This is a genomic window from Streptomyces sp. NPDC037288 (assembly GCF_055603265.1).
The window spans coordinates 107,417-129,446 of the sequence record NZ_JBVJVY010000019.1 but is presented as its reverse complement, the minus strand read 5'-3'; the positions used below and the strand labels follow the sequence as shown (position 1 = coordinate 129,446).

The following is a 22,030-nucleotide window of genomic DNA, read 5'->3' as shown; positions in this document are numbered from 1 at the left end:
GAAGCGCTTGTTGGGGTGACTGTACGTCAACCATGCTGTCGCGTAAGGGACTCACGTTCTGTGACCCTTGCTCTGGCCGTTGTTCTGGCCATGCAGAAAATGGCTACGATCGTGGCCCTCGTGATCGTCGCCGCGGCCCCGGCCGTGGCGGCCGGTCGGCGTGGGGTCATGTGTCCGCCGGTTCGGATGGTGTGAGCGGTGCAGGTGCTTCAAGTGCAGCTGGAGATCCGGCCCGACCCCACGGAGGTGGGGAGGGCGCGGAGATGGGCCCGCTCGCGGCTCGCGGGGCTGGGAATAGCAGCCGACGAGCCGCTGGCCGAGACCCTGATCCTGCTGGTCTCCGAGCTGGTGACCAACGCCGTGGTGCACACCGGCCACACGGCCGTGCTCCGGCTCTCCCTGCCCGGCACCACGGCCGGGACGACCGATCCGGCCGGGATCGCGGATCCGGCCGCGACCGGCGAGCCCGCCGTTGCCACCGAGCCCGCCGTTGCCCCCGGTCCCGCCGGGACGCCCGAACCGGTCGTTGCCCCGGACCCCGCCGGGGCGGTGCGTTCCGCCGGGTCCGCGGACGCCGCCGAGCCGCCCGAGGTGGCCACGGTGCGGGTCGAGGTGGCCGACAGTTCGTCCCGCGCCCCCGTGCCGCGCTGCGCCGGCAGTGACGCCACCGGCGGCCGTGGCCTGGCCCTCGTGGACTGCCTGGCCGACCGCTGGGGCTGGAGCCCGGAAGGCGCCGGCAAGAGCATCTGGTGCGAACTGGACCGCTGTTCGCAGCCCAGGGAGAGCGCAGCGATGGCGTACGGGGGCGGAGTGGCCGCGTACGAGGGTCTCGCCTTCGAGGCGGTGTAGCACCCGGCGCGGTGGTGCGCCGGGGATGCATCCGTGCGCGGGTGTCACGAACGGGGCTTACGTAACAAATCCCCTTACCGGCGTTGACGACCCGTGACCGGCTGATCACGCTTGTGGGCGACGATTCGCCGCGAGGGGACGGCGAGGGCCCGGGCGACGGCGGTCCTCGTCGAGTGTGGGTCGCACCCGGTGGGCGGCGCGTGCGCGTGACCGTGGGGGGAGGCGCGCCGCCGGCCGGTCCAGCAGGGCCACGGAATTCTCAGAGGACGGCCACGGGGGCCACCGGCGTCCCCGTCGCGCCGACGAACGGCTCGGGCATCGCCGACAGCAGGAACGTGTACCGCCGCGTTTCTCCACAGGCTGTGGACAACTCTTCGAGATTCCAGTTCTGACCCTGGAGCATCCCCATCTCCACCAGATTCAGGGCGTGCACGGGCAGCCAGAGATTCTCCGTCTCGGGCGGAAATATCTCAAAAGTGAGCGTGTCGTTCGCGACCGCCGCCACATCGCGCGCGTGGAACCACTCCGGCGTACGCAGGGACAACCCCGGTGACGGATAGCCGTACCCGTGCCTGTCCCCGGCCAGATACAGCTGCACCTGCCCGGTACGGACGAGCACGACGTCCCCCGCCCGGACGCGCACCCCGCCGAACTCCTCCGCCGCCTCCAGGTCCTCCGGCGTGACCGCGTGACCCCCCTCCAGCCGCTCCACGCCCCGCGCGCGTGCCACGTCCAGCAGCACCCCGCGCGAGACGATGTGCCGCACCTTGTCGATCCCGCTGAACTCGGCGCCGCCGTGCGCGGTGACCGTGTGCGCCGGGCGGCCGTTGTAGAGCTTCCCCGAGTGCGAGACATGGGTGAGGGCGTCCCAGTGGGTGCCCGCCTGCAGGCCCATGGTCACCGCGTCGTCACTGCACGCCACCGTGCCCGGCCCGAACAGCTCCTGATTGATCTGCACCATCGCGTGCAGCGGATTGACCCGGCCCGGGATCACGCCGGTCTGCACCCCGTCCTGCCGGAGCGGGAGCGCGAGGGGGATACGGCGGCCGGTGCGGATCCCGGCGGCGGCCTGCCGCACCACCTCGTCCGTGATCAGGTTCAGGGTCCCGATCTCGTCATCGGCCCCCCAGCGCCCCCAGTTGTTCACGCGCTCGGCGATCTCATGGAACTCGGCGGGCAGCGACATCGGCCCTCCCCGGGGGCTTGTCTCCGACTGTCTGACGGGTCATAAAATCTAACGGTCCGTCAGAAAGAGCGGGAAGGGGCCGGGCGTGGGGAACTTCTTGGCAGGGAAGGTCGTCGCCGTCACGGGCGCCGGACGCGGGATCGGCCGGGCGGTCGCGCTGGCAGCCGCCGCCGAGGGGGCGAAGGTCGTCGTCAACGACTACGGCGTCTCCGTGGACGGAGCCTCGCCCACGAGCGAGGTCGCCGAGGCGGTCGTCAAGGAGATCGAGGCGGCGGGCGGCGAGGCGGTCGCGGTCGCCGACGACATCTCCACGATGGCGGGCGGACAGCGGGTGGTGGACGTCGCGTCGGCGGCGTACGGCCGGCTGGACGGGGTCGTGTGCGTGGCCGGGATCCTGCGCGAACGGATGCTGTTCAACATGACCGAGGAGGAGTGGGACCCCGTGGTCGCCACCCATCTGAAGGGCACGTTCACGGTGTTCCGGGCGGCGTCCGCGGTGATGCGGAAGCAGCGTTCCGGCACGCTGATCGGCTTCACCAGCGGCAACCATCAGGGATCGGTGTCCCAGGCCAACTACAGCGCGGCGAAGGGCGGGATCATCTCGCTGGTGCGCAGCGCGGCTCTCGGTCTGCACAAGTACGGGGTGACCGCGAACGCGGTGGCGCCGGTGGCGCGTACGCGCATGTCCGCCAACGTTCCCATGGAGCTGACGGAGATCGGCGAGCCGGAGGACGTGGCCGCACTGGTGGTGTACCTGCTCTCCGACGGGGCCGCCGCGCACGGCATCACCGGGCAGGTGTACACCGTCGCGGGGCCGAAGATCGCGGTGTGGGCGCAGCCGAGGGAGCTGCGTTCGGCGTATGCCTCCGGCGGTTGGACACCGGAAACGATCGCGGAGTTCCTGCCGGGGTCGGTGGGTGCGGACCCCATGCCCATGCTTGCGCGGTTGGCGGCGATGGAGGAGGCGGCGCGGGGCGGGTCCAGGCCGAACGCCTGACAGCTCGGCACACGTCGTGGTCTGGCGGCCGCGGGTCGCGTGTGGCCGGTCGCGCAGTTCCCCGCGCCCCGGACGGGGCGCTCGAGCCGAGGCGGTTTCCATGGATTTCGGATTCACCGAAGAGGACGAGGACTTCCGGGCCGAGGCCCACTCCTGGCTGGCTGCCCACGCGCACCCGGCTACGGACCGGCGCACCTGGGAACGCACCCTCGGCCAAGCCGGCTGGATAGGCCTCGGCTGGCCGCAGTCGGGATACGGCAACCGGACCGCCACCCTCACCCAGCAGGTCGTCTGGGCCGAGGAGTACGCCCGTTCCCCCGCACCGCACCGCGTCGGGCACATCGGCGAGAACCTGCTCGCCCCCACCCTCGTCGCCCACGGCACCGAGGAGCAGAAGTCCCGCTTCCTGCCCCCGATCGCGGCCGGTGAGGAACTGTGGTGCCAGGGTTACAGCGAGCCCGGGGCCGGTTCGGATCTGGCGGGAGTGCGGACGGCGGCCGTACGGGACGGGGACCGCTACCGGATCAGCGGGCAGAAGATCTGGACCTCGCTCGCCCACGAGGCCCACTGGTGCTTCGTGCTGGCCCGCACCGACCCCGAGTCCAGGCGCCACCACGGCCTCGGCTTCCTGCTCGTCCCCATGGACCAGCCCGGCCGTATCCAGGTCCGCCCCATCCGGCAGATGACCGGCACCAGCGACTTCAACGAGGTCTTCTTCGACGGGGCGTACGCGCGCGTGGAGCACGTCGTCGGGGGAGAGGGGCGCGGATGGGAGGTGGCCATGAGCCTGCTGGGCTTCGAGCGGGGGGTCTCCATGCTCGCCCAGCAGATCGGGTTCGCCGAGGAGTTGGCTGCCGTGGTGCGTGCCGCGGCGGAGAGCGGAGCGGTCCGTGACCCCGTCGTACGGGCGCGGCTCGTGCGGCAGTGGGCCGAACTGGGGACCATGCGCCGGCACGCCCTGCGCACCCTCGGCGGTTCGGCCGGTCCCGGCGCGCCCAGCGTGGCCAAACTGCTGTGGGGCGGCTGGCACCAGCGCCTGGGTGAGCTCGCCGTACAGGTGCGCGGGGCGCGGGCCGCCGTCGGCCCCGCCGACTGGTCGCCCTCGGCGCCGTACGAACTCGGCGCCGACCAGCACCTGTTCCTCTTCTCCCGGGCCGACACGATCTACGGCGGCTCGGACCAGGTCCAGCGCACGATCATCGCCGAGCGCGTGCTCGGTCTGCCCAGAGAGCCCAAGGGGGCCGTGTGATGCGTGGTGTGTTGTTCGACGGCAAGCAGGTGCAGGTGGTCGACGATCTCGCGGTGCGGGAGCCGGGGGCCGGTGAGGTGCTGGTGGCGGTCGCGGCGGCCGGGCTGTGCCACAGCGATCTGTCCGTGGTGGACGGCACCATCCCCTTTCCGGTGCCGGTGGTGCTGGGGCACGAGGGCGCGGGGGTCGTGGAAGCGGTCGGCGCGGGCGTCACCCATGTCGCGCCCGGCGACCACGTGTCGCTGTCCACGCTCGCCAACTGCGGGACGTGCCCGGAGTGCGACCGGGGCCGGCCGACGATGTGCCGGCAGGCGATCGGGCGCCCGGCGAAGCCGTTCACCCGCGGGGACTCGTCGGTCCACCAGTTCGCCGCCGCATCGGCCTTCGCCGAGCACACGGTCGTCAAGGCCGTGCAGGCGGTACGGATCCCGAAGGACATCCCCCTGGAGTCCGCCGCGCTGATCGGGTGCGGGGTGCTCACGGGCGTGGGGGCGGTGCTGAACCGGGCGCGGGTGGACCACGGGGACAGCGTCGTCGTCATCGGGGCCGGCGGCATCGGGCTGAACGTGCTGCAGGGCGCGCGGCTCGCGGGAGCGCTCAGGATCGTCGCCGTGGACGCCGATCCGGCCAAGGAGGGGATGGCCCGGCAGTTCGGCGCCACCGACTTCCTGACCTCGGCGAAGGGCGTACGGGACCTCCTGCCCACGGGCGCCGACCACGCATTCGAGTGCGTCGGCCGGGTGGAGCTGATCCGGCAGGCGATCGACCTCCTCGACCGGCACGGGCAGGCGATCCTGCTGGGGGTGCCGCCGGTGACGGCCGAGGCGTCCTTCCTCGTCTCCTCCCTCTATCTGGACAAGGCGATCCTCGGCTGCCGCTACGGCTCCTCGCGCCCGCAGCGTGACATCGCCCGCTATGCCGAGCTGTACCGCCAGGGGCGCCTGCTGCTGGACGAGTTGGTGACGGCCGCCTATCCGGTGGAGGACTTCGCCAAGGCCCGCGCGGACGCGGAGGCCGGACGGGTGGCCCGCGCGGTGCTCACGTTCTGACGCCGGTCCGGAACGTCCTGCGATAGGCGGTCGGTGTCACCCCGAGGGCCTGCTGCAGGTGCTGGCGCATCGACTGGGCCGTGCCGAAGCCCGCCTCGCGGGCCACCTGGTCGACGGACAGGTCGGTGGTCTCCAGCAGATGCCGGGCACGCTCGACGCGCTGCTGGGTGAGCCACTGGCCGGGGCTGATCCCGGTCTCCTCACGGAACCGGCGGGTGAAGGTGCGGACCGACATGGCCTCCTGCTCGGCCATGTCCCGCAGCTGGATCGGTTCGTGCAGCCGGCCCAGCGCCCAGGCGCGGGCGGCCGTGGTCGTGGCCAGCTGCGGGTCCGGCACCGGGCGTTCGATGTACTGGGCCTGGCCCCCGTCGCGGTGCGGCGGTACGACCGTGCGCCGGGCGACGTCGTTGGCGACCGCCGTACCGAAGTCGCGGCGCACCATGTGCAGGCACAGGTCGATCCCGGCGGCGACCCCGGCCGAGGTCAGCACGTCACCGTCGTCGATGAACAGCACCTCCGCGTCCACCTCGACCTTCGGGAACATCCGCTGGAAACGCTCGGCGTCGGCCCAGTGCGTGGTCGCCGGGCGGCCGTCGAGGTGTCCGGCGGCGGCGAGGACGTAGACGCCGGTGCAGATCGAGGCGAGCCGGGTGCCGGGGCGGACACGGGCGAGGGCGGTGGCCAGCTCGTCGGTGAGCCGGCCCTCCTCGAAGACCGGGCCCAGCTCGTACGAGGCCGGGACGACGACCGTGTCGGCCTCGGCGAGCGCCTCCGGTCCGTGGGCGACGTGGATGGCGAAGTCGGCGTCCGTCTCGACCGGGCCCGGCGGCCGTACCGAGCAGGTCACCACCTCGTACAGGTGCCGGCCCCGCTCGTCCTTCGGGCGGCCGAAGATGCGGTGCGGGATGCCGAGCTCGAAGGGCAGCAGGCCGTCGAGGGCGAGAACGGCGACCCGGTGCGGACGGAACTCCTCGGAACCACTCATGGCCCGTTCCTAGCGAATGCTGTCTCCCGGGCCACTCGATGCGCGCTCATGGAGAAAGGACGCTGTATGACGTGACTCAGACAAGCCCCGCCGCAGCCCCCGTCCAGGCCCCGCCCGTAAGGCGCCGCCGTGTGCACCGCGCCTGGTTCGTCGCCGCCGTCACCTTCGTCACGATCATCGGCGCGGCCGCCTTCCGTTCCCTGCCCGGCCTGCTCATCGACCCGCTGCACCAGGAGTTCGGCTGGTCGCGCGGCACGATCGGCGCGGCCGTCTCCCTCAACCTCGCGCTCTACGGCCTCACCGCGCCCTTCGCCGCCGCGCTGATGGACCGCTTCGGCATCCGCCGGGTGGTCGCCGTCGCGCTGACCGTGATCGCGGCCGGCTCCGGCCTGACCGTGTGGATGACGGCGGCCTGGCAGCTGTGGCTGTGCTGGGGCCTGCTCGTCGGCCTCGGCAGCGGCTCGATGGCTCTGGCCTTCGCCGCCACGGTCACCAACCGCTGGTTCACCGAGCGGCGAGGCCTGGTCAGCGGCATCCTCACCGCCGCGTCCGCCTCCGGCCAGCTGATCTTCCTGCCGGTGCTGTCCTGGCTGTCCGAGCACCACGGCTGGCGCCCGGCCGCCGTGACGGTCGCCCTGGCCGCCCTGGCCGTCGTCCCCTTCGTGTGGATCCTGCTCCGCGACCATCCGGCGGACGTGGGCATGTCCCCGTACGGCGCCCGGCAGTTCGTACCGAAGCCGCCCCCGGTGACGGGCGCCGCCCGCCGCACCCTGAAGGTCCTCGCGACCTCCGTCCGCACCGGCACCTTCTGGCTGCTCGCCGGCACCTTCGCGATCTGCGGCGCCTCCACCAACGGCCTGATCCAGACCCACTTCGTGCCCGCCGAGCACGACCACGGCATGCCCGTCACGACGGCGGCCTCGCTGCTCGCGGTCATCGGCGTGTTCGACGTGGCCGGCACCATCGCCTCCGGCTGGTTCACCGACCGCTTCGAACCGCGCCGCCTGCTGGCGGTGTACTACGCCCTGCGCGGCGTCTCCCTGGTCTTCCTCCCGATGCTGCTGGGCCCCGCGGTGCACCCCCCGATGCTCTTCTTCATCGTCTTCTACGGCCTGGACTGGGTGGCCACCGTCCCGCCGACCCTGGCCCTGTGCCGGGAGCAGTACGGCGAGGACAGCGCCATCGTCTTCGGCTGGGTGCTCGCCTCCCACCAGGTCGGCGCGGCCCTCGTCGCCTTCCTCGGCGGCCTCGCCCGGGACGTCTTCGGTTCCTACGACCTCGTCTGGTACGCCTCCGGCACGCTGTGCGCGGCGGCGGCCCTGATGTCCCTGGTGATCCGCCGCCCGCCCGTGCTCGCACCGGCGATATCCTGAACCCGGTTTTCCACAAGGGGAAGTTGATGACACCCGGCATGGTCCTCGGCGACGCGTTCCTCGTGCCCGCCCACGTAGGAACACCCTCCCGAGGAGCATGCCGTGTCCCTGGTCCGCCGGACCGAGAACGCACCCCTGTCCGCCCGCTGGCACGCTGAGAGCGGATAGCTGTACCCGCCCGGCCGGGCCGCGTTGATCGTCTGCAACCCGCCCTGGCTCCCGGGCCGCCCCGCCTCCACGCTCGACCAGGGCGCGTACGACCCCGGTGGCGCCATGCTGCACGCCTTCCTGGCCGGTCTGCCCGCGCACCTGGAACCCGGCGGCGAGGGCTGGCTGATCCTGTCCGACCTGGCCGAACACCTGGGCCTGCGCACCCGCGCCGAGCTGCTCGGAGCGAGCGAGAGGGCGGGCCTGAAGGTCCTGGCCCGCACGGACACCCGCCCCCGCCACGCGCGCGCGAGCGATCCGACCGACCCCCTGCACGCGGCCCGCGCGGCCGAGGTGACGTCGCTGTGGCGGCTGGTGGCGCGCTGACCTCGGGAGTCAGACCGGACGTCGGCCGACCGCCAGCAGATGGGAACTCGCCGCCGTCAGTTCCGGGTACGGCTCGGCCATGCGTGCCGCAGTCAGGGCCGACGCGAACAGAGCCGTGTCCCGGAAGTCGCCGCCGGTGTTGCGCTCGGCCGCCGCGAGCATGGACCAGGCCGGGCCTTCGACGCCGAAGACATGGGCGTCGTCGAACCTGGCGGCCACCTCGTCACGCAGTTGCTCGCCACTGTGGAAGTAGGCCGCTGTGAAGGCCTTCTTCCCGTCGTGGATCTGGGAGGCGAGGATCTGGCCGATGCTCTTCCGCATCGGTTCCCTGTGGAGGTGCGCGAACGCGGCGTGCTCGAAGAGGCTGGAGTACCGGTTGATACCGGCAGCCGCCAGCAGACCGCCCGGCTTGAGTACACGGTAGGCCTCGGCGAGCGCCCGTTCGCGGTCGGCGCGGTCGATCAGGTGGTACAGCGGGCCGAGCAGCAGGACGACATCGGCCGAGCCGTCGCGGGCGGTCAGCTCCCGGGCATCCCCGACTTCGACGGTGGCACCGGTCGCCCTGGCCTGCTCGACGTGCCGGGGGATCGGGTCGACGAGATGAACGTCGTAGCCATCCTCGACCAGCCATCGGGCATGGGCGCCAGGGCCGCCGCCGACGTCGAGAATGCGGGCCGGTGGCATCGGCAGATATCGGCGCAGCAGCTCCTGGGTGCGCACCATCTCCAGGCGTCCGTCGGCTGTGGTGCTCAGCCTGTCTGCCTCGTCGATGGTCTCGGTGTAGAACCTCACGATCTCCGGCGCTAGCTCAGGGAGTGTCATGCGGGCATTCTGGTTCCCGCGCAGTGGACCAGTCCAGTGATCGGAAACATGCCTTATGCCCCTTCTGAAGTACGAGCAGATCGCCGACGATCTCCGGACCCGGATCGCGGCGGGTGAGTTCGGCCCGGGCGACTTGCTGCCCTCAGGTCGTGACCTCGCCGAACAGTGGGGCGTGTCCAGGGCCACCGTGGTCAAGGCGTACGACGTGCTGAGGGCCGATGGCCTGGTCGTGGCCCGACAGGGCACCGGATTCACGGTTGTGGAGACGCCGATCGCGCGACCGGCGGGTGGCCGCCAGGCCGGTTCCAGTCGCGTTGCGGGTGGTGCACCGTACCGGCGGCTGGGCATGCCGGACCGGCTCGTGCCGCCCGCGCACGTGGTTGAAGCTCTCCGTCTCGAACCCGGCGAGACCGCGCTGCGTCGGACGCGTCTGGTGCTGCTCGACGACGGTTCGCCGGGGACGGTCGTCACCGCCTGGTTCCCGCCCGGCATCGCCGACGAGGCGCCCCGGCTGGCGTTGCCGGGCCCGATCGCCGAGGGCACCACGCACTATGTGCGCCGTGAAACCGGCCGTTCGCCCTGCGAAGGTGTCGACATCACCACGGTCCGCCTGGCCAGTAACGAGGAAGCCCGGTTGCTGGAGGTGGAACAGCCGACGGCTGTAGCAGTCGTGGTTCACACGGCCTATGACCAGGACCGTCTCCCGTTGGTCTGCGAAGAGGGCGTCACGCCGTCACACGTCTTCGAGGAGGTCGAGACGTACCTGATGGGGTAGTGGCTCACTCAAGCGGCTTGACTGGACCGGTCCACCGGTCCAGTCTTTTTTCGGCGCCACGTCAGCACGCCGCGCACGCGGCCGTGTTGTGCCCGGCTGCCGAAATGACGAAGCCCGGCGACCGCTGACACGGCCCCGGGCACGGCCAACGCTGCTGAGGAGCGTCGACATGGCGAACGTTACAGCCCCACCCGAGGACGGCCCGCGGGGTGGCATGACGATCCGGGTCTACACCGTGAACCGCCACGGCACTGTCATCGCGGAGCGCGGCACGGTGAACGTCCCGCCTAGCGACGGGCCCCCACCGCTGAGCACGGCGTTTCCTGCATGCGGCTGCCCGAGCTGCCGTACGACTCGGACGGCCGCGCAGTGAACACGACGGCCGAGAGCGGCAAATCCACCGTGCCCCCGGACATCGGGACGATCCGCGAGACGGCGGTCATCGCGCTGGGCCCCGGCAACGCGCCCGACGCCCTACCTCCAGCACCACGCGAGCTGGACACGCTCACCGCGATGCTGCGCGGCCAGACGCAGCTACTGATCGCCGAGGTCGAGGCGAGAGCCGGGCGACCTGCCGCGAGACAGCGCTCCGCGGTACTGCGCGCTCGCCTGCGTCGGGGGTATGCGCCCGGAACGCAGTGCGAATGGCCTGCGTTCAGAGAGCCCTCACTCATCAAGGGTCACAAGACAGGCACTTGCCCCACACGGGGCCTTCACGCGGCGCATGATGCCCTCTCCAGCACACACGCCTTGGGGGGAACCATGAGCGTCGACTACCCGCCGCCACCTGCCGAGCCGCCCGCACCCAACCCGCCCGCGCGCACGCGCGTACACCCCCTGCTCGCAGCCCTCGCGGGAGCAGTCATCGGGGCCGGCGCCGTCGGCGCTGCATGGGCCACCACCGGCGGCAGCAGCCACGCCGGCAAGAAGGGCGCGAGCAGTCCCACGACCCTGACCGCCGGCAACCAGCCCCAGACGTTCACCCTCACTGGCACGTTCGAGCTCACCGGCAGCGCCGTTGATGACGGCGCCGGCGGATGCAAGGGCACAGGCGGCTACGACGACATCTCCGAAGGCACGGCAGTCACCGTGTATGACGCCGTCGGCACTGTCATCGCCACTGGTGGCCTGGGTGACTCCACGCTGGACGGCGGCACGTGCACGTTCGATGTCGCTGTCGAGGAGGTGCCCAAGGGCAAGAGCTTCTACAAGGTGGAGGTTTCCCACCGGGGAACCGTTCAGTTGACGGAAGAAGAGGCAGAGTCTGGCGCCTTTGCTGCCTCGCTCGGCTGAACGCGCCCTTGTGGTTGCCGCCGCCGTGGCCCATCAGGACCAGGGGCGCGCGATCGGCACCGGAGGCCGGGGACCGGGGACGTCGCTCACGGTGAAGTCGCGTTCGATCACGCCGTTCGAGGATCACAACTCAGCCGAGCCGGGCGAACCGCCCCCGGTGGAAGAGCAGCGGCTCGGCCGGTTCCTCCGTGGCACCGAGGGCGTCCACCCGGCCCACGACGATCAGGTGGTCGCCCCCGGGGTGCACGGCGTGGACGGTGCAGTCGATCCAGGCGGCGGTGCCGGCCAGGCGCGGGGAGCCGGAGGCGGGCGCCGGGTCGTACGCCACCCCGGCGAACTTGTCCGCGCCGCTCACCGCGAAGGCCCGGCACAGCTCGTCCTGGCCGGCGCTGAGGATATTGACGCAGAAGACGCCCGCACGGGCGATGCGCGGCCAGGTGGCCGACGTACGGCCGACCATGAAGCAGACCAGGGGCGGTTCGAGGGAGAGGGAGGCGAAGGACTGGCAGGCGAACCCGGCGGGCGGCCCCGAGGGGTCCGCCGCCGGTGCCGTGATCACGGTTACACCGCTCGCGAAGCCGCCCAGCACCCGCCGGAACTCGGCCGGCTCCACCGGCGCCCGCTCGTCCTGGCGCACGCACCGCAACTTTGGGCGCGGCAACGGCCGAACGGGCCTCGGCCCCAGATAGCGGACGGCGGCGGCTGCCGCCCCTGCGTGTCCCATCACGCCCCCATTGAAGCTGACGATGCGTCAGATAGGAAGTCCGGTGAAGGGCTCCGTACAGGCTCTTCGTAGGGTGCGGTCATGGGGTGGGAGAAAGTGCGCGAGGGGTTCCGGGCGACCCGGTCCGTGCGGAGCGACCTGGCCGCCGCGATCCCGGTGAACGCGGCACAGCTGCCGGCGGCCGGACTGCTGTGGTGGATCTGGAGCGCGAGCCAGGACCAGTACGACACCGGTTACGACGGTGCGTTCGGGATCTTCTGTCTGCTGATCTTCGCGCCACTGCTGCTGCCGTTGCTGGGCCTGTTCGTCTCCGTCGTGCTGACGCTGCCCGCGAGCGTGGTCGCCCGTCCGGTGCTCCGCTGGTTCGGCGGGCCGGAGTGGGCCTCCCGCACGGTCGCCGCAGCGGCCACGGCCGTCGCCTGGGCTGCGGTGACGACGGCACTCTTCCGCTGGCCGTTCGTCACCACGGCCTCGGTCCTCATGGCCCTTGGCCTGCTGCCCGCGCTCGGCATCGCCTACGTCTGCACGCGCTCCTGGTCGCAGTGGGGACTGTGGTGGCGGTCGGCCCTCGCCTGTGCCGGCCTCTTCGCCCTGGCGTTCGGCGGCGGGCTCGCAGCCTCCGCGACCGGTGTGATCCAGCGGTAGGAGCCGCCCGAGCCGACCCCCGCGCACCTCGGCGGAGTCTGGCGCGGCGAGAACGGCGCCGAACTGCGTCTCGCGCCCGGCGGCCGGGCCGAGGCCCGCAGACTCCCCACCGAACCCACGCACAACGACTGGACGGCCCCGCAGCACCAGAACTACGTGATCTGCGCGGGCCCCGGCACCTGGAAGCCCGACCCCGGTCCGTACGGCGTCGACCGCCCCGGCATCCTCCTGCACCTCGACACCGACTGTGGCCGGGACACCCACTGGTCGGTCAGCGGCACCGAGGACGTCCTCCGGCTGTTCGTCCTCCTGGGCGACCCGATGACGGCACCCTGCGCACCCTGGACCGCACCGAGGACTGACCGTCACCGTCCCCGGAACTCCGCCCCCCGCCGTTCCACGAAGGCCCGCAGCCCCTCCCGGGCGTCCTCGGTCGTGATGTTGAGCTCCTGGGCCCAGGCCTCCGCGGTGAAGGCGGTGGGGCGGTCGGACTCCAGGGAGGCGTTCACCAGGTGCTTGGTCAGGGCCAGGGCACGGGTGGGGCCGGACGCCAGGCGCGCCGCCCACTCGCGGGCCGCCTTCGGCAGGTCCGCGTCGGGTACCACCCTGTTGACCAGGCCCAGGCGTTCCGCGTCCGCCGCCGGCACCGCGTCGCCGAAGAACATCAGCTCCTTCGCCCGGTGGGGGCCCAGCAGGCGGGGGAGCAGGTATGCGCCGCCGGCGTCCGGCACCAGGCCCCGTCGTACGAACACCTCGATGAAGCGGGCCGACTCGGCGGCCAGGATCAGGTCGCAGGCGAACGCCAGGTGCGCGCCGAGGCCCGCCGCCGTGCCGTTCACGGCGGCGATCACCGGCTTCTCGCAGTCCAGGACCGCCGCGATCAGGCGTTGCGCGCCCAGGCGCAGGACGCGGGCCACGTCGCCCGGAAGCCGGTCGCCGCCGCCGGCTCCGCCCCGCAGGTCGGCGCCCGCGCAGAAGCCGCGGCCCGCGCCGGTCAGCACCACCGCCCGGACGTCCGGGTCGGCCGACGCCTCCGCGAGCACGCCGATCAACCGGTCCCGCAGCTGCGGGGTCAGGGCGTTGAGGGCGTCGGGGCGGTTCAGCGTCACGTGGGCCACCTGGCCGACGCGCTCGGTCTCCAGCTCGCTCATCGGCACACCACCAGCGCGTCCAGCGCCACCGCGCCCTGCCCCCGGGGCAGCACCAGCAGCGGGTTGATGTCCAACTCGGCCAGGTGACCGTCGAGTTCCAGGGCCATGCGCTGCACCCGCAGGATCACTTCCACCAGCGCGTCCCGGTCGGCGGGCGGACGGCCCCGGACGCCGTCCAGCAGGGCCCGGCCGCGCAGCTCGGTGAGCATGGCGCGGGCCTGGTCCTCGCCGAACGGGGGGACGCGTACGGCGGCGTCGTGCAGGACCTCCACCAGCACGCCGCCCAGTCCGGCCGTCACGGTCGGGCCGAACAGGTCGTCGTGGGTCACCCCGACGACCATCTCCACGCCCTGCTCGACCATCTGGCACACCAGGATCCCGTCCAGCGAGACGCCCTCGTAGCGGGCGATGTCGGTCAGCTCGCGGTAGGCGTCCCGGACCTGGCTGGCGGACGTCAACCCGATCTTCACCAGGCCGAGTTCGGTCTTGTGGGCGATCCGCGCGCCGGACGCCTTCATCACCACCGGGTAGCCGACCTGCGCGGCGGCACGTACGGCCGCCGCCGCGCTGGTCACCAGCTGCTCGCGCGGCACCCGGATGCCGTAGGCGCGGAGTAGTTGCTTGGCCGCGTGCTCGCTCAGCTGCTGGCCCGGGCGCATCAGCGCCTCCGCCTTGCGGTACGACGGTGAGGGGGTGCGCGGGGCCTCGTCGAAGGGGGAGCGGTAGTCGCTCACGAAGGCGTGGTGGTCCAGCCAGGCACGGACCGCGGTGAGGCAGTTGCCCACCGTGCGGAACGTGGCCACCCGCGACGAGCCGAGCAGGACCTCGCGGTACGCCGCCTCCGTGCCGACCGGTGAACCCCACACCACGCACACCAGCTTGTCCGTCTCCTCCGCCGCCTCGACCAGGTCCGTCACGAGCCTGTCGCTCAGCGGCGGGAACGGGCCGGTGACCGGGCAGATCAGCGCCCCGATCGACGGGTCGGCGAGGAGCGCGTCGATGATCTTCCGGCCGCGGTGGTCGCCGACCGGATGCCCGCCGTTGTCCACCGGGTTGGCCACACTCAGGTACTCCGGTATCCACTGGTGCAGCTCGGCCTGTTTGGCCTCGGACAGCCGGGGCAGCCGCAGGCCGGCCGCCGTGGCCAGGTCGGCGGCGTGGGCGCCGGTGCCGCCGGAGATCGAGTACACCGCGACCCCGTCCGCCAGCGGGGCCCGGGCCCGCGCCAGCAGGGTCGCGGTGTCCTGGAGTTCGTCGAGGCCGTCGACCCGTACGACCCCGAACTGGCGCATCGCCGCGTCCACCACGTCGTCGGCGCCCGTGAGCTTGCCGGTGTGCGAGGCGGCCGTACGCGCGCCGGTTTCCGTGCGGCCGACCTTCACCGCGACCACCGGCACCCGGCGGCGGGCGGCGCGGTCGGCGGCCAGCAGGAAGGCACGGCCGTCCTTCAGGCCCTCTACGTAACAGGCGATCGCGCCGACCTCGGGCTGCTCGGCGAACCAGGAGAGGAAGTCGGCGGTCTCCAGGTCGGCCTCGTTGCCGGTGGGCGCCCAGTGGGACAGCCGGACACCCAGCTCCTGCAGGGCGAAGACGGGGCGGCCCTGGTGTCCGGACTGGGTGATGAGCGCGATCGCCGGGCCGGTCAGGTCGTCCCGGAAGCGCTCGAAGGCGTTGAGGTTGGTGTTGGGGCCGAGCAGACGCAGGCCCGAGCGGCGTACGGCGTCCGCGAGCCGCTGCTGCGCCTCGGCGCCCGCCGCGCCGGTCTCGGCGAACCCGGAGGCGAAGGCGACCGCGAACCTCACCTTGGCCTCGGCCAGTTCGGTGATCACCGGCAGCGGGTCGGCCACCAGCAGCACCGCCAGGTCGACGTGGTCGGGCAGCTCGGCGACGGAGGCGGCGCAGGGGATGCCGAAGACGGACGGGCGGGTCGGATGCACCGGGAACACGCACGCGCCGACGCGCTCGGCCCAGGCCAGCAGCTGCCGGGTGATCCCGGTGTTCGGCCGCCCCTCCGCGTCCGAGGCGCCGATCACTGCGAGGGACTCGGGCCGGAAGAACCGGGTCAGGTCGGGTACGTCCGCGTACAGCGGGCGTCCGCTGACGTCGAGGTCACAGGCCCGGTCGTGGACGGCGGGGCCGGGCCGCTGCTCGCCGCAGGCGATGACCCGGGCCCGGCGGGAGTCGGTGGTGAGGGTGCCGTGGGTTGATCCAAGCATCGGTCCGCCCCGCTCCTGTGAGACAGCACAAGTAAACTGACGCTCTGTCAGATTACTGAACTGACTCAATGTCAGGAACGGGTCGGACCCGCAAAGTTACCGCCGGGTGCGGACCGTGCGGTCACCGCTCGCGGCGCAGCTGCCCGGCCACGGCCTTCGCGATCTTCCCGGCGTCGAGCGCCATCTCCCGGAACATGCCGCTGATCGGGTTGGTGTAACCGGTGAAGTACAGGCCGGGCGCCTGTGCGGGCGCACGGCCGCCGTGCACCACCGGCCTCCCCCGCCCGTCCAGCACCCCGAGTTGCCCCACCAGCCCCTCCAGCGCCCGGGTGTACCCGGTCGCCGCGATCACGGCGTCCGGCTCGATGCGGCTGCCGTCGGCGAGGGCGACCTTCCCGTCCTCGAAGGACTCTACGGCGGCCACGATCTCCACCTTCCCCTTGCGTACGGCGTCGATCAGGCCGACGTCCTGGACCGGGACGGCGCCCTGCATGACCCTGCTGTACATCCCGGTGTCCGGGCGGGGCAGGCCATGGGCCGACAGGTCCGGCACGCCGAGCCGGCCCATCGACCTGGCGAGCTGGTCCACCAGCCGTACCGGCAGCCGCCGTACCAGCACGCCCGAGTACTGCGCGGGCCAGCCGAGGGTCGAGCGGCGCACGATGTGCGGGACGGTACGGACCGCGAGCCGCACCCGTGCGGCCCCGCCCTCCACCAGGTCCACGGCGATCTCGGCGCCGGTGTTGCCGGCGCCGACGACCAGGACGTCCCGGCCGGCGTACGGCGCGGCGTTGCGGTAGGCACCGGCGTGCAGGAACTCCCCGCCGTACTCCGTCAGGCCCGGCCAGTCGGGGATGCGCGGGGTGTGGTTGTAGCCGGTGGCGACGACCACCGCGCTGCCGGTCAGCTCGCGCCCGCCGGAGGCGTGCAGCAGCCAGCCGGTGCCGTCCCCGGTCCGCTCGACGCGGAAGACCTCCACACCGGTGACGATCTCCAGCTCGTGGTGGTCGGCGTACTTCTCCAGGTAGCGCACCACGTTGTCGCGGGACACCCAGCGCCCGAACCTCCGGGGGATCTTCAGGCCCGGCAGCGCGGACAGCCGTCGGGTGGTGTGCAGGTGCAGGCGGTCGTAGTGGCCGCGCCAGGAGGCGCCCACCCGGTCGGCCTTCTCCAGGACCACGGCCCGTATGCCCCGGGCCCGCAGCGCGTGGGCGGCGGCCAGGCCGCCCGGACCGGCGCCTATCACGTAGACCGGGCGGTCGGCGGGCGTGGCGGAGAGCGGTACGGAAGCGGAACGGGAGTCGGCCATGCTCGGAGCGTAATCACCCACCTGGTTGATGGGTCTCGGTCAAGACCGGAATTGGTTGCGGATTGATCACGTGTGTGGAGATGTGTGCGCTGCAAGTGGCGTAGCCCACGCGGATGGGGAGAAGTTGCCCGCTGCCTCCTCCCGGCGCCGTGGTCCCGGCCCCAGGAGGAGAGGTGGCCACTCGAAGGTGGGCTTTACCCGGCATCTGACGTACCGTCAGATGCCATGGACTCGATATGGCTCGACGGCGCTCAGTGGCTGGCGGTGCTGCGGATCGGTCTCGGTCTGTGGTGGCTGGAGAGCTGGCGGCACAAGGACAAGAAGGCCTGGTTCGAGCGCGGCAGCGGCATCGCCTGGGCGGCGGACGTGGCGGCGGAGCACCGCTGGGCGGCGGTGCGGACCGGCTTCGAGACGGTGGTGAAACCGCGTCCGAAGCTGATGGCGTACCTCGTCGCGTACGCCGAACTCTCCCTCGGCCTCGGCCTGATCCTCGGTTTCCTGACCCCGGTGGCCCTGATCGGCGGGCTGCTGCTGAACGCGGTCTACTTCACGCTGATGATCCACGACTGGGCCGAGCAGGGCCAGAACTCGATGATGGCGCTGATCTCGCTCGTCGGCTTCCTCGGCATGTCGTGGCAGGCGTGGTCGCTGGACGCGTGGCTGGGCTGGTTCCGGTGAGCGCGGTGCGCTACGACCTTCCCGAGCCCGACGCCTTCACGCGCCCCTACTGGGAGGCGGCCGGGCGGGGCCGGCTGCTGATCCGCCGCTGCGGGGCCTGCGGCCGGGCCCACCACTACCCCCGCGAGTTCTGCCCGCACTGCTGGAGCGAGGAGGTGACCTGGGAGGAGGCGAGCGGCCGGGCCGCGCTCTACACCTGGTCCACGGTCCACCGCAACGACCTGCCGCCCTTTCGCGACCGGACGCCGTACGTGGCCGCGGTGGTCGATCTGGCGGAGGGCCCGCGGATGATGACGCAGGTGGTGGACTGCGCGGAGGAGGACCTGCGGGCCGGGCTGCCGCTGCGCGTGACGTTCGTGGAGGGAAGGCCGGTGTTCCGCCCCACGGGCTGAGCTCCTGAGCGAAAACCGGTGTCCTTTCCGGAGGTTCGCGCCGATCATGGGCCGTATGCGCCCTGACAACTGGTGTCTCACCGACGATCTGGACGAGTTCCTCGCCCGCGCCGGCGACTTCCTGCGTTCCCGTCCCGCCCTGCACACGGTCCCGCTGACGGTGACGGACGCGCTGCGCCGCCGCGGGCTGCACCTCTTCGGCGCGGAGGCCCCCCTTTTCGGCCTGCTGGAAGCGGACGACGGCACGGTACGGGCCGCCCTGCTCCACACCCCGCCCTTCCCCGTCCACGTCACCGCGCTCACCCCGCGGGAGGCCGACGCCCTGGCCGTCCGGTACGCGGAGCTGCGCCGCCCGCTCCCGGGGGTCTCCGGGCCGCAGGAGACGGCCGAGGCCTTCGCGGCGGCCTGGCAGCGGCGCACCGGTACGGCGGTCGCCGTCGACAAGCGGCAACGGCTCTACCGGCTGGGCGAGTTGACCGTACCCGAGCCCCGGCCGCAGGGGCGGGCGCGGATCGCCGGGCCGGCCGACCGGGATCTGCTGATCCGCTGGTTCGAGGAGTTCGAGGAGATCACCGGCGGTGTCGGCCAGAACGCGGGCAACTGGGCCGACGCCCGCATCTCCTACGGCGGCGTCACCTTCTGGGAAACCCGCGACGGCGCCCCGCTCGCCATGGCCGGAGCCACCCCCCGGACGGCCGGCCAGGTCCGTATCGCCCCCGTCTACACCCCCGAGGACCTGCGCGGTCGCGGCTACGCGGGCGCGGCCACGGCCGAGGTGAGCCGGGCCGCGCGGGAGGCGGGTGCGGCGGAGGTCCTCCTCTTCACCGACCTCGCCAACCCGACGAGCAACGGGCTGTACCAGCGCATCGGGTATCAGCCGGTCGCGGACTTCACGGTGTGGCGGTTCGGGGGTGCCGAGGGATGAGGCGGGGGAGGCGGACGCCCGCCGGCAGCGGCGGCTCGAAGACGACCAGCGGAGGGACGGAACGATGATCCTGGTGACCGGCGCGAGCGGAAGGGTCGGACGGGCCCTCCTCACGTGCCTTCAGGCCGAGGGGGCGGCCGTGCGGGCGGCGTACCGCGATCCCCGGACCACGGCCCGGGTGACCGAGTCGGGCGGTCGGGCGGTGACGCTCGACCTGGGCAGGCCGGACACGCTCGGACCGGCACTCGACGGTATCGGCACCGTGTTTCTGCTCGGCGCGACGGGCCCCGCCCAGACCGCGCACGAACTCAACATGGTCGAAGCCGCCCGTGCGGCGGGTGCCCGGGTGGTCAAGCTGTCGGTCTGGCGGGCCGACGAGGAGCTCACCCCGATCGCCCGGCTCCACCGGCCCGTCGAACAAGCACTCATCGCGTCCGGACTGCCCTGGACCGTCCTGCGGCCCAACTTCTATCTGCAGAACTTCCTGGGCCGGCCGTCCGTCCGCGAGGCCGGGGAGTTCTCCCTGCCGCTGATCAACGCACCCATCAGCTTCGTCGACACCGGCGACATCGCCCGGGTCGCCGCGCGGGTCCTCACCACCGAGGGCCATGACGGCCGCGTCTACGACCTCACCGGACCGCGGGCACTGACCTACGCCGAGGCCGCGGAAGAGTTCTCCGGCGTCCTCGGCAGGCCGGTGCGCTACGTGGGTCTGTCCGACGACCGGGCGCGCGCGGCCCTGCTCGGTCGTGGCATGCCGGAGTTCCACGCCGATGCCCTGATCGGCGTCGCCCGCGCCTACCGCGACGGCGGCGCCGAGACCGTCACATCGACCGTCGCCGATCTCACCGGCACCCCGGCCCTCGGATTCGCCGAGTTCGTACGCCGGAACCGCCACTTCTTCGCGTGACGGAGGTTCGGCCGGCGGGAGCGTCGTCGGCAGGAGGTCCTCACGGCCACAGCAGGGCCCTGCTCCAGCCGAACTCCGTGCTGCGGTACTCCAGGCGTACATGGCGCCGGTCGGGGTCGCCCTGGAAGAACTCCACCGTTTCGGGGTGCAGCCGGTACAGCGTCCAGGTCGGGGACGGCTCGGCCGGGTTCTCGCGGGCCCGCTCCCAGGCCGTCTGCGACGCCTGCCGCAGCGCCTCCAGCGAGGGCAGCTCCTCGCTCTGCCGGCCGGTGAGCGCCGCGGCCAGCGCCCCCGTCGAGCGGGCGTGCAGATCCGCCTGGCTCTCCCGGGCCGGCGCCGCCGTCACCGGCCCGCGCACCCGCACCTGGCGGCCCAGCACCGGCCAGTAGAAGGCCAGCGCCGCGTACGGGTGGGTGCCGAGGGCCCGGCCCTTGCGGCTGGAGCGGTGCGTGGCGAAGGACCAGCCGTCCGCGTCGGCGCCGTGCAGCATCACGATCCGTACGTCCGGATTCCCCTCCCCGTCCACCGTGGCCAGCGACATCGTGTGCGGCTCCGGCTGCCCTGCCGCCACCGCGTCCGCGAACCAGCTCGTGAACAGCGCCAACGGGGTCGGCGGGGCCGTGTCCGGGTCGAAGGGGCGCAGCTCGGTCGCCCCGGGGGCCCAGACCCGCAGCGAGCGGAGCAGTGCGTGGAGATCGTGTTGTGCCATGGGGCGAGTATCGCCCGGTGCCCCCTCAGTCCCGGCCCAGCACCACCGTCCCCGACGAGCAGAACCACCCGCCGGTCCCGGAGGCGACCCCGAGCCGCGGCAACGCCCCGTCCGCAGCGCGGACTTGACGCTCCCCGCCCTCGCCGCGCAGCTGCCGTACCGCCTCCACCAGCAGGAACAGCCCGCGCATGCCGGGATGCTGGGCGGACAGCCCGCCCCCGTCGGTGTTCACCGGCAGCTCTCCGCCCCGCACCAGCAGCCGGCCCCTGTCCACGAACGCCCCGCCCTCGCCCTTCGCGCAGAAGCCCAGGTCCTCCAGGGTCACCAGGGTCATGTAGGTGAAGGCGTCGTAGATCTCCGCGAAGTCGATCTCGGTGGGGCGCACCCCGGCCCGCTCGAAGGCGAGGCGGCCGCTCACCGCCGCCGGGGACACCGTGAAGTCCGGCCACTCGGACATCGTCGCGTGCGAGACGTGTTCACCGGTGCCGAGGATCCAGACCGGTGCCGTACGGCAGTCCCGGACGTACTCCTCGGCCGCCAGCAGGACCGCCGCGCCGCCGTCCGAGCGCAGGCAGCAGTGCAGCTTGGTGAAGGGGTCGGCGACCATCGGGCCGGCGAGGACGTCGTCGACCGTGATCGGGTCGCGGAACATGGCCTCCGGGTTCAGCGCCGCGTTGGCCCGGGCCTGGACGGCCACCTGGGCCAACTGTTCGAGGGTCGTGCCGTGCTCGGTCATGTGGCGGCGGGCGGCCATCGCGTACTTGGCGATCAGGGTGTGGCCGTAGGGAACCTCGAACTGCAGCGGGCCGCGGGCGCCGAAGGAGAGGTCGCCGGTCCTCCTGCCCGCCTTGACGTCCGCGCGGGCCGTCGAGCCGTAGACGAGGAGGACGGCGTTCGCATGGCCCACCGCTATCGCGTCCGCCGCGTGCGCCGCCATGACCTCCCAGGTCGAGCCGCCGACCGAGGTGGAGTCCACCCAGGTGGGGCGCAGGCCCAGATACTCGGCCACCTCCACGGGGGCCAGGGTGCCGAGCCCGGCGGAGGCGAAACCGTCCACCACCTCACGGCCGAGGCCCGCGTCGGCCAGGGCGCGGCGGGCCGCCTGCGCGTGCAGCGTGTAGGGGGTGGCGTCGTCCACGCGTCCGCAGTCGGAGAGCGAGACGCCCACCACGGCGACTTTCCGGCTTCCCGGAGTCATCACAGCCCACCTTCCCCTGTGCATATCGTTCCCGGACTCCTAATATGACGGTCCGTCAGAT

The 22,030-nt window shown here is 72.4% G+C and carries 20 protein-coding genes and 4 pseudogenes; 14 read left to right on the top strand and 10 right to left on the bottom strand.

Annotated elements, in window-relative coordinates; translation table 11 throughout:
* Positions 1 to 213 precede the first annotated feature (213 nt).
* Positions 214 to 420, top strand: a pseudogene (locus ACZ7GZ_RS22195) (ATP-binding protein); the annotation flags it as partial.
* 168 nt (positions 421 to 588) lie between these two features.
* Positions 589 to 849: pseudogene (locus tag ACZ7GZ_RS22190) on the top strand (ATP-binding protein); the annotation flags it as partial.
* Positions 850 to 1,108: 259 nt separating this feature from the next.
* Here the strand turns inward: ACZ7GZ_RS22190 and ACZ7GZ_RS22185 are convergent.
* A complete protein-coding gene (locus tag ACZ7GZ_RS22185; protein WP_471026658.1) occupies positions 1,109 to 2,035 on the bottom strand; it encodes a cyclase family protein in 927 nt (308 codons plus the stop codon).
* Between the two features lie 85 nt (positions 2,036 to 2,120).
* Between ACZ7GZ_RS22185 and ACZ7GZ_RS22180 the strand changes: the two genes are divergently transcribed.
* The 3 genes from ACZ7GZ_RS22180 to ACZ7GZ_RS22170 all read left to right on the top strand — a co-directional run bounded on the left by ACZ7GZ_RS22180 (position 2,121) and on the right by ACZ7GZ_RS22170 (position 5,330).
* Complete coding sequence (locus tag ACZ7GZ_RS22180) at positions 2,121 to 3,032, top strand: SDR family NAD(P)-dependent oxidoreductase (RefSeq protein WP_471026657.1); 912 nt, start codon at positions 2,121 to 2,123, stop codon at positions 3,030 to 3,032.
* A gap of 100 nt (positions 3,033 to 3,132) precedes the next feature.
* Entirely contained in the window at positions 3,133 to 4,281 is a 1,149-nt protein-coding gene (locus ACZ7GZ_RS22175; protein WP_471026656.1) for an acyl-CoA dehydrogenase family protein, read from the top strand.
* A complete protein-coding gene (locus ACZ7GZ_RS22170) occupies positions 4,281 to 5,330 on the top strand; it encodes a Zn-dependent alcohol dehydrogenase (protein ID WP_471026653.1) in 1,050 nt (349 codons plus the stop codon). Before ACZ7GZ_RS22175 ends, ACZ7GZ_RS22170 begins: the two co-directional genes overlap by 1 nt.
* On the opposite strand, the gene ACZ7GZ_RS22165 is transcribed toward ACZ7GZ_RS22170, so the two are convergent.
* On the bottom strand, positions 5,320 to 6,315 hold the full coding sequence (locus ACZ7GZ_RS22165; RefSeq protein WP_471026652.1) for a GlxA family transcriptional regulator: 996 nt from the start codon (positions 6,313 to 6,315) through the stop codon (positions 5,320 to 5,322). The genes ACZ7GZ_RS22170 and ACZ7GZ_RS22165 overlap by 11 nt on opposite strands.
* Before the next feature lie 71 nt (positions 6,316 to 6,386).
* On the opposite strand from ACZ7GZ_RS22165, the gene ACZ7GZ_RS22160 reads away from it, so the two are divergent.
* Entirely contained in the window at positions 6,387 to 7,688 is a 1,302-nt protein-coding gene (locus ACZ7GZ_RS22160; RefSeq protein ID WP_471026650.1) for an MFS transporter, read from the top strand.
* 168 nt (positions 7,689 to 7,856) lie between these two features.
* A pseudogene (locus ACZ7GZ_RS22155) lies at positions 7,857 to 8,222 on the top strand (methyltransferase); the annotation flags it as partial.
* Between the two features lie 9 nt (positions 8,223 to 8,231).
* Here ACZ7GZ_RS22155 and ACZ7GZ_RS22150 read toward each other — a convergent pair.
* Positions 8,232 to 9,044 (bottom strand): class I SAM-dependent methyltransferase, encoded by an 813-nt coding sequence (locus tag ACZ7GZ_RS22150; protein ID WP_471026648.1) that lies wholly within the window; start codon positions 9,042 to 9,044, stop codon positions 8,232 to 8,234.
* A gap of 55 nt (positions 9,045 to 9,099) precedes the next feature.
* Between ACZ7GZ_RS22150 and ACZ7GZ_RS22145 the strand changes: the two genes are divergently transcribed.
* Together ACZ7GZ_RS22145 and ACZ7GZ_RS22140 are read left to right on the top strand one after the other, a co-directional pair.
* Positions 9,100 to 9,819 carry a GntR family transcriptional regulator gene (locus ACZ7GZ_RS22145; RefSeq protein WP_471026647.1) on the top strand — a complete coding sequence of 240 codons (720 nt, stop codon included), beginning with the start codon at positions 9,100 to 9,102 and terminating at the stop codon, positions 9,817 to 9,819.
* 327 nt (positions 9,820 to 10,146) lie between these two features.
* A complete protein-coding gene (locus ACZ7GZ_RS22140; RefSeq protein WP_471026645.1) occupies positions 10,147 to 11,112 on the top strand; it encodes a DUF6415 family natural product biosynthesis protein in 966 nt (321 codons plus the stop codon).
* Positions 11,113 to 11,119: 7 nt separating this feature from the next.
* Here the strand turns inward: ACZ7GZ_RS22140 and ACZ7GZ_RS22135 are convergent.
* Together ACZ7GZ_RS22135 and ACZ7GZ_RS22130 are read right to left on the bottom strand one after the other, a co-directional pair.
* Positions 11,120 to 11,223, bottom strand: a pseudogene (locus tag ACZ7GZ_RS22135) (alpha/beta hydrolase); the annotation flags it as partial.
* A 19-nt stretch (positions 11,224 to 11,242) separates the two neighbouring features.
* Positions 11,243 to 11,836: a flavin reductase family protein gene (locus ACZ7GZ_RS22130; RefSeq protein ID WP_471026710.1), complete on the bottom strand. Its 594-nt coding sequence runs from the start codon at positions 11,834 to 11,836 to the stop codon at positions 11,243 to 11,245.
* A gap of 81 nt (positions 11,837 to 11,917) precedes the next feature.
* On the opposite strand from ACZ7GZ_RS22130, the gene ACZ7GZ_RS22125 reads away from it, so the two are divergent.
* Positions 11,918 to 12,481 carry a hypothetical protein gene (locus tag ACZ7GZ_RS22125; RefSeq protein WP_471026642.1) on the top strand — a complete coding sequence of 188 codons (564 nt, stop codon included), beginning with the start codon at positions 11,918 to 11,920 and terminating at the stop codon, positions 12,479 to 12,481.
* Positions 12,482 to 12,846: 365 nt separating this feature from the next.
* On the opposite strand, the gene ACZ7GZ_RS22120 is transcribed toward ACZ7GZ_RS22125, so the two are convergent.
* The 3 genes from ACZ7GZ_RS22120 to ACZ7GZ_RS22110 all read right to left on the bottom strand — a co-directional run bounded on the left by ACZ7GZ_RS22120 (position 12,847) and on the right by ACZ7GZ_RS22110 (position 17,157).
* Positions 12,847 to 13,632 (bottom strand): enoyl-CoA hydratase/isomerase family protein, encoded by a 786-nt coding sequence (locus tag ACZ7GZ_RS22120; RefSeq protein WP_471026641.1) that lies wholly within the window; start codon positions 13,630 to 13,632, stop codon positions 12,847 to 12,849.
* Complete coding sequence (locus tag ACZ7GZ_RS22115) at positions 13,629 to 15,848, bottom strand: acetate--CoA ligase family protein (protein WP_471026639.1); 2,220 nt, start codon at positions 15,846 to 15,848, stop codon at positions 13,629 to 13,631. The genes ACZ7GZ_RS22120 and ACZ7GZ_RS22115 overlap by 4 nt, the downstream gene beginning before the upstream one ends.
* 121 nt (positions 15,849 to 15,969) lie before the next feature.
* Positions 15,970 to 17,157: a flavin-containing monooxygenase gene (locus tag ACZ7GZ_RS22110; protein ID WP_471026637.1), complete on the bottom strand. Its 1,188-nt coding sequence runs from the start codon at positions 17,155 to 17,157 to the stop codon at positions 15,970 to 15,972.
* 225 nt (positions 17,158 to 17,382) lie between these two features.
* Here ACZ7GZ_RS22110 and ACZ7GZ_RS22105 point away from each other — a divergent pair, with 225 nt between their 5' ends.
* The 4 genes from ACZ7GZ_RS22105 to ACZ7GZ_RS22090 all read left to right on the top strand — a co-directional run bounded on the left by ACZ7GZ_RS22105 (position 17,383) and on the right by ACZ7GZ_RS22090 (position 20,062).
* Positions 17,383 to 17,835 carry a DoxX family membrane protein gene (locus ACZ7GZ_RS22105; protein ID WP_471026634.1) on the top strand — a complete coding sequence of 151 codons (453 nt, stop codon included), beginning with the start codon at positions 17,383 to 17,385 and terminating at the stop codon, positions 17,833 to 17,835.
* Positions 17,832 to 18,227: a Zn-ribbon domain-containing OB-fold protein gene (locus ACZ7GZ_RS22100; protein WP_471026632.1), complete on the top strand. Its 396-nt coding sequence runs from the start codon at positions 17,832 to 17,834 to the stop codon at positions 18,225 to 18,227. The genes ACZ7GZ_RS22105 and ACZ7GZ_RS22100 overlap by 4 nt, the downstream gene beginning before the upstream one ends.
* 55 nt (positions 18,228 to 18,282) lie before the next feature.
* On the top strand, positions 18,283 to 19,152 hold the full coding sequence (locus tag ACZ7GZ_RS22095) for a GNAT family N-acetyltransferase (protein WP_471026629.1): 870 nt from the start codon (positions 18,283 to 18,285) through the stop codon (positions 19,150 to 19,152).
* Between the two features lie 64 nt (positions 19,153 to 19,216).
* The gene (locus ACZ7GZ_RS22090) at positions 19,217 to 20,062 is read left to right on the top strand and encodes an NmrA family NAD(P)-binding protein (protein ID WP_471026626.1); all 846 of its coding nucleotides are present in this window, start codon (positions 19,217 to 19,219) and stop codon (positions 20,060 to 20,062) included.
* Between the two features lie 40 nt (positions 20,063 to 20,102).
* On the opposite strand, the gene ACZ7GZ_RS22085 is transcribed toward ACZ7GZ_RS22090, so the two are convergent.
* Both ACZ7GZ_RS22085 and ACZ7GZ_RS22080 read right to left on the bottom strand, forming a co-directional pair.
* Complete coding sequence (locus ACZ7GZ_RS22085) at positions 20,103 to 20,771, bottom strand: pyridoxine/pyridoxamine 5'-phosphate oxidase (protein WP_471026624.1); 669 nt, start codon at positions 20,769 to 20,771, stop codon at positions 20,103 to 20,105.
* A 25-nt stretch (positions 20,772 to 20,796) separates the two neighbouring features.
* On the bottom strand, positions 20,797 to 21,969 hold the full coding sequence (locus ACZ7GZ_RS22080; protein ID WP_471026622.1) for a thiolase C-terminal domain-containing protein: 1,173 nt from the start codon (positions 21,967 to 21,969) through the stop codon (positions 20,797 to 20,799).
* Positions 21,970 to 22,030: the final 61 nt, after the last annotated feature.

Bases quoted from the DNA above. Each gene is read 5' to 3' on its own strand.
- ACZ7GZ_RS22105 (WP_471026634.1), top strand. From the start codon at position 17,383: ATGGACTCGATATGGCTCGACGGCGCTCAGTGGCTGGCGGTGCTGCGG.
- ACZ7GZ_RS22110 (WP_471026637.1), bottom strand. From the start codon at position 17,157: ATGGCCGACTCCCGTTCCGCTTCCGTACCGCTCTCCGCCACGCCCGCC.
- ACZ7GZ_RS22120 (WP_471026641.1), bottom strand. From the start codon at position 13,632: ATGAGCGAGCTGGAGACCGAGCGCGTCGGCCAGGTGGCCCACGTGACG.
- ACZ7GZ_RS22080 (WP_471026622.1), bottom strand. From the start codon at position 21,969: ATGACTCCGGGAAGCCGGAAAGTCGCCGTGGTGGGCGTCTCGCTCTCC.
- ACZ7GZ_RS22090 (WP_471026626.1), top strand. From the start codon at position 19,217: ATGATCCTGGTGACCGGCGCGAGCGGAAGGGTCGGACGGGCCCTCCTC.
- ACZ7GZ_RS22175 (WP_471026656.1), top strand. From the start codon at position 3,133: ATGGATTTCGGATTCACCGAAGAGGACGAGGACTTCCGGGCCGAGGCC.
- ACZ7GZ_RS22145 (WP_471026647.1), top strand. From the start codon at position 9,100: ATGCCCCTTCTGAAGTACGAGCAGATCGCCGACGATCTCCGGACCCGG.
- ACZ7GZ_RS22165 (WP_471026652.1), bottom strand. From the start codon at position 6,315: ATGAGTGGTTCCGAGGAGTTCCGTCCGCACCGGGTCGCCGTTCTCGCC.
- ACZ7GZ_RS22140 (WP_471026645.1), top strand. From the start codon at position 10,147: ATGCGGCTGCCCGAGCTGCCGTACGACTCGGACGGCCGCGCAGTGAAC.
- ACZ7GZ_RS22125 (WP_471026642.1), top strand. From the start codon at position 11,918: ATGGGGTGGGAGAAAGTGCGCGAGGGGTTCCGGGCGACCCGGTCCGTG.
- ACZ7GZ_RS22085 (WP_471026624.1), bottom strand. From the start codon at position 20,771: ATGGCACAACACGATCTCCACGCACTGCTCCGCTCGCTGCGGGTCTGG.
- ACZ7GZ_RS22115 (WP_471026639.1), bottom strand. From the start codon at position 15,848: ATGCTTGGATCAACCCACGGCACCCTCACCACCGACTCCCGCCGGGCC.
- ACZ7GZ_RS22095 (WP_471026629.1), top strand. From the start codon at position 18,283: ATGCGCCCTGACAACTGGTGTCTCACCGACGATCTGGACGAGTTCCTC.
- ACZ7GZ_RS22150 (WP_471026648.1), bottom strand. From the start codon at position 9,044: ATGACACTCCCTGAGCTAGCGCCGGAGATCGTGAGGTTCTACACCGAG.
- ACZ7GZ_RS22185 (WP_471026658.1), bottom strand. From the start codon at position 2,035: ATGTCGCTGCCCGCCGAGTTCCATGAGATCGCCGAGCGCGTGAACAAC.
- ACZ7GZ_RS22130 (WP_471026710.1), bottom strand. From the start codon at position 11,836: ATGGGACACGCAGGGGCGGCAGCCGCCGCCGTCCGCTATCTGGGGCCG.
- ACZ7GZ_RS22170 (WP_471026653.1), top strand. From the start codon at position 4,281: ATGCGTGGTGTGTTGTTCGACGGCAAGCAGGTGCAGGTGGTCGACGAT.